The organism is Peribacillus sp. NPDC058002 (assembly GCF_042886655.1).
Taxonomy (GTDB): Bacteria; Bacillota; Bacilli; order Bacillales; family DSM-1321; genus Peribacillus; species Peribacillus aracenensis.
Genome location: NZ_JBHVQU010000235.1, coordinates 1 through 5,262, shown reverse-complemented (window position 1 = coordinate 5,262; position 5,262 = coordinate 1). Strand labels below are relative to the sequence as shown.

General features: G+C 41.3%; 6 protein-coding genes. 1 reads left to right on the top strand and 5 read right to left on the bottom strand.

All coding sequences use genetic code 11. The features are described from left to right. Together cphA and ACFVSH_RS22440 are read right to left on the bottom strand one after the other, a co-directional pair. On the bottom strand, window positions 1–2,217 hold a 2,217-nt coding region (gene cphA / locus ACFVSH_RS22445; protein ID WP_387707902.1), incomplete at its 3' end, for a cyanophycin synthetase. After that, the gene (locus ACFVSH_RS22440; protein WP_387707900.1) at window positions 2,214–3,026 is read right to left on the bottom strand and encodes a cyanophycinase; all 813 of its coding nucleotides are present in this window, start codon (window positions 3,024–3,026) and stop codon (window positions 2,214–2,216) included. The genes ACFVSH_RS22440 and cphA, both read right to left, overlap by 4 nt. Before the next feature lie 174 nt (window positions 3,027–3,200). Between ACFVSH_RS22440 and ACFVSH_RS22435 the strand changes: the two genes are divergently transcribed. After that, window positions 3,201–3,623 carry a pyridoxamine 5'-phosphate oxidase family protein gene (locus ACFVSH_RS22435; RefSeq protein ID WP_387599443.1) on the top strand — a complete coding sequence of 141 codons (423 nt, stop codon included), beginning with the start codon at window positions 3,201–3,203 and terminating at the stop codon, window positions 3,621–3,623. Between the two features lie 94 nt (window positions 3,624–3,717). On the opposite strand, the gene ACFVSH_RS22430 is transcribed toward ACFVSH_RS22435, so the two are convergent. From ACFVSH_RS22430 to ACFVSH_RS22420, 3 genes are all read right to left on the bottom strand, one after another. Beyond that, window positions 3,718–4,764 (bottom strand): M42 family metallopeptidase, encoded by a 1,047-nt coding sequence (locus ACFVSH_RS22430; RefSeq protein WP_387599440.1) that lies wholly within the window; start codon window positions 4,762–4,764, stop codon window positions 3,718–3,720. 92 nt (window positions 4,765–4,856) lie between these two features. Continuing rightward, on the bottom strand, window positions 4,857–4,994 hold the full coding sequence (locus tag ACFVSH_RS22425) for a hypothetical protein (RefSeq protein WP_387599437.1): 138 nt from the start codon (window positions 4,992–4,994) through the stop codon (window positions 4,857–4,859). Between the two features lie 31 nt (window positions 4,995–5,025). After that, on the bottom strand, window positions 5,026–5,217 hold the full coding sequence (locus ACFVSH_RS22420; protein ID WP_387599435.1) for a hypothetical protein: 192 nt from the start codon (window positions 5,215–5,217) through the stop codon (window positions 5,026–5,028). Window positions 5,218–5,262: the final 45 nt, after the last annotated feature.

The following is a 5,262-nucleotide window of genomic DNA, read 5'->3' as shown; positions in this document are numbered from 1 at the left end:
GTCGATTATGATCGTACGCTCTTTCAACTTTTTTAAATTGAAACGTCCTTTGGACAAATTCGTATCAGGCATAAATGTGGCAGCCTTCCTTCTTAATTCTTCCATTGAAACGCCTTGTGTTTCGGCAGCGGCTAACGCCTGAAGTAAATTGGCGATATTATGACGTGCCATGCCGGAAATCGTAATTGGAATAACGGTGCAATCCATGAATGGATGGATGACTCCATCATATGAATGACAAATCATGCCTTGTTCATTGACGAACCAAACTTCACATCCACCATTAATCGCAGCCTTAACGTGAGGCTGGGTGGCATCAGTAGAGGTGTAAATGACCTTCCCATCTGTATAGGCGTTCATGGCAGCTACATTCGGATCATCTGCATTCAGCACACAATAGCCTGTTTTCATTACGACTTCGGCAACCAGCCTCTTTAATTTTATGAGATCATCCAATGTATCGATTCCATCACGGCCGAGGTGATCTTCACTTACATTGGTGATGATCCCCACATCACATTTCCGAAAAGCCAGTCCTTCACGCAGAATTCCGCCCCGGGCCGTTTCCAATACGGCTACATCAACTTCAGGATGGGCCAATACCATTCTTGCACTGACAGGGCCACTGCAGTCACCTTGATCCAATACCTCATCGCCGATATATACTCCATCAGAATTTGTCATGCCAACCTTTGTTTTTTCATTAGTAAGAAAATAATGAATCAATCGCGTCGTTGTCGTCTTTCCATTTGTTCCGGTCACTGCGATGATCGGTATAGCAGCCTCTTCCCTAGTCGGAAATAAGTAATCGACAATGGCTTTGCCTACATCCCTTTTTTTCCCTTCACTCGGATAATGATGCATTCGAATTCCCGGTGCAGCATTCACTTCAATAATCGCAGTCCTTGAATGTTCGATTTGTTTTGATATATCCTCACAGATAAAATCTATTCCGGCTATATCCAAACCGATCGCTTTTGCGGCAGCAACAGCCATATTTTTTATGGTGGGGTGAACCTGGCCCGTTACATCGATTGCCTTTCCACCAGTCGAAAGATTTGCATTGCCGACAACTTGAACCAATTCCCCTTGATTCGGTATGGTTTCGAGCGTCCGATTCGATTTTTCCAAGTAGCACGTCACAGTATGTGTAAGTGGGATTTTTGACATCGGCTTTTCATGACCTTCTCCTCGCAACTCATTACAATTTTCCTTTTCTATCAAACTGCGTATCGTTTCCTTACCGTTGCCAATAACATAGGGAGGAAGCCTTAAACTAGCGGCGATAAGTTCTCCGTTGACTATCAATAACCGATAATCATGTCCTTCAATATGCCGTTCGACTATGTACTTTTCCACATGCAACTCCAAACAATTAATTACATTGAATAGCTCATCCTTATTTTTGATATGAGTGATGACGCCTTGCCCTTGTCTTCCATTATACGGTTTTATGACCAGCGGAAAACCCAGCCTGTCCGCCGAGGCAAAGATATCTTCAATGGAATGGGCAACTTCCCCTTCAGGTACAGGGAGGCCACACCCGCTTAAAATTGATTTGGTCAATGATTTGTCACATGAATTCTCAACGGCAATATTAGAAGTTTGGCTAGATATTGTCGCCTGGACATACTTTTGCCTTGTACCGGTTCCTAAACGCAGTAAGCTTTCATCACCCATTCGCTCGACAGGGATATCTTTTGCCTGCGCTGCCTTAAAAATGGCTTCAGTACTTGGCCCTAGTTTATTTTTATAATATAGCTCCTCTATTTGTTTTACATAAGATTGTACATTTATAACTTTTTCACCATTCAGGATGGCTTCCACGATATCTTTTGCTGCTAAAAATGCCTGAAGACCTGAGTGAGGCTCCTGATAGTCAAAGGTAACATAATAAACACCCTTCTTTTCCATCATTATCGTTTTTCCACGAATGGCTTCGATTCCGGCCAAGTTTTGAAGCTCAATCGTCATATGCTCCAATATATGTCCCATCCATGTTCCTTTTCTCAGCCTTTCGGCGAAACCGCCTCGATACCCTTTTGAACATGTATGGCTTCCCAGGTTCGGGAGCGCCTTTAACAATTTTTCATTGAATCCAGGTATTGAATCAGATGGTTTCTGTTCAAGTTCCCCTATATCCAATTCAATGCAAATTGTAGGTGTATAAGCAAAATAATTAGGTCCTTTTAAATAACGGACTCGATTGATCTTCATTGTTGGATCCCCTTTTTCATCAACAATTTCCTGGTAAGCAGGTCAAAACGGTATCCCCTTGTTAGGGCATGAAGGTTAAACCCCGAAAGAGTCAACTCTTCACTGCCATTATCAGAAGTTGTGATATTGATATAATCACTGGTGCTTCCATCAAGAACCAATACTTGATGTTGGCCAACAACTTCAAAATGACCGTCTTTAACTAAAATTGCTGTATTTTCATCAATGCCAATACCCATAATTTCTTTTTTCCCTGCTATCGCACTTAACAGACGGTCAAAGCGGCCACGCTGGGAAAAATGTTGATCGATTATCAGGCCGTCAAGGAAGCCGAAGCCTTCCCCAATTTCAACCTTTAATTTATTGTCATTCAGCATCGTGTCAGCAGCGACGATCATGTACTTACCTAAAATCGAAGCGCCAGCACTTGTCCCTGCTATCACCATTCCTTTATGCCAGGCTTTAGAAAGGGCATCGTGGAACTTGGTTTTTCCAATTAGTTCAGACAATCGGCTTTGGTTTCCCCCTGAAATGAAGATAGCTGAAAAAGATGGCAGCTTTTCACAAATTGCTGGATCGTCTGCATCCTGCCTTGAATCCAGCTTGATCACTTCCACCCTGTTCACGCCTAAATTCCTGAAGATCTTGATATACTCTGCACTCACTTCCTCAGGAATTTCACTTGCTGAAGGCAATATTCCTATTCCGCCGTCGTTATGGGTCACAAGCTGGACAAATTTATTTAATACTTCACCTTCAAGGCATTTATCCTCTGCCCCGCCAATGATAAGTAATTCACCACAATTCATTCATCATACTCACCTTTACAAATGGATTAACATCATGAAACAGAACACATAATGACTATTATGGCAACTTCTTTCAATCTTCATTCATAAAAATGGCAAACTGCATAATTTTGTTTAACTTAAAGGAAAAGGAGGAAAAGTAATAGAGTAAAAAAATAAAAGGAGTGTGCAAAAATGAGCCAAAACCAAATTAAAGAAAAAGTATTGAACATCATTCGTGATCATAAAATAGGAGTATTATCTACAGTTGAAAACAACAAACCACATTCGCGCTATATGACATTCTTTAACGATGAATTAACTTTATACACGCCAACGAGTGGAAAGACGGAAAAAACTGATGAAATTGAAAAGAATCCTAATGTTCACATTCTGATCGGCTATGATAATGAAGGATTAGGCGATTCCTACCTGGAAATCTCAGGTACCTCGAAAATAAACGACTCACAGGAATTGAAGGATAAATTATGGAACGATTCATTTGAAGATTGGTTCGAAGGTCCGAAAGATCCCAATTATTTAATCCTTCAAATTAAACCGGAAAGCATTCGGTTGATGAACAACAATGGTGAGCCCCCACAAGAATTATCATTATAAATCTTTATTTGTCACTCACGAGTATAATAAAAATCTCGCTAAAACCAAAAAAAGCCCGCACTCATCTGATTATGAGTGCGGGCTTTTTTTACGATTAAACCAACTCTGATTGGATATAATGCAAAATCAGATTGGCTGTATGCTTTAATGAAGAGACATGCGTCCGCTCGAAGGCATGTGAAGCATCGATCCCCGGTCCGATCAGACCATGTACGACATCATATCCTGCCCGGATCGCAGCGGAAGCGTCCGAACCATAATATGGATAAATATCGACGCGATAGTCGACAGCATTTGCTTTGGAAAGGGCGACTAGATGCTGACGTAATTTATAATGATAAGGACCCGAGGAGTCTTTCGCACAAATGGAAACGCTGAATTCATCCGTCGATTGTCCGTCACCGATGGCTCCCATATCGACAGCTAGATATTCGACTGTTTTCTCAGGGATATTGGAATTGCCGCCATAGCCGATTTCTTCATTGTTTGAAATCAGGAAATGGGTCGTATATGCCAATTTTATCTTTCCTGCGGAAATGAGGTCAATGATATGAAGCAGGATGCCGACGCTTGCTTTATCATCCAAATGCCTTGATTTCAAAAAGCCAGTATCCGTAACTTCCACCCTTGGCTCGAAGGAGACAAAATCTCCAACAGAAATGCCAATGGCTTCAGTTTCCGCTTTAGTATTCACGACAGCATCTATCCGGACCTCAATTGTTTCATCATCACGCTTTGCATCCCCGGCATTTTTATATACGTGAACAGAGGTCTGATTGATTAATATGGTCCCGGTTATAATTGCTCCGTCAGCTGTGTGGATTTTACAATACTCCCCTTCCACTGAGTTCCAGCGAAAACCGCCGATCATCGTCAATTTAAGGCGGCCATTTGCCTTGATTTCCTTTACCATGGCACCCAGAGTATCGACATGGGCAGTCAGCAATCGATGTTTGCCATCATCTTCGCCTTTTAATGAAGCAAGCACTGCCCCTTTATTCGTGATCTTGTAAGGAACCTTCCTCTGCTCCATGAAATCGGCCGCGTATTTAATGGCTTGATCTGTATAGCCGGAGGGGCTGGGTATGGACACCAATTCTTTTATGTAAGATACGATTTCTTCTTCTTTGATAACACTCATGCATATCTCTCCTTTCCTCTTTGTTCATTATATCTTTTCATGGCAACTTTTAACATATTAAAAGACCGCCAAAAGACGGTCCTTTAATCGATTTAACTCATATGGGCCAGAACAGGCAAGATGGCCATAACTAATGATGAAATGCCATATAACGCCAAATTCTCCATATTAACTTTTCTTTTCCACTTTTCACGCCATACTTTGTATCTGCTCATTTCTTCGTTCCTCATAAAAAGACCTCCTTCATGATGAAAGTTCAACTTACTTCAACTGTCTTTGTTTGTTGGACATTTCCTTCAAATACTCCAAGAAGGCAATTCGCTTTTCGTATGGATAGGCTACAATGTCAGCAATTATTTCCTCTTCAAGTGGCTTCAGTAACCTGCCAACCGATTCAGTAAACAATATTTCTAACTCTCTCTTTGTTTCATTAGGATTTCTCACTTCCATCATATCACCCTTCCAATTACTTACTATTATCTATATAACCTTTATCCC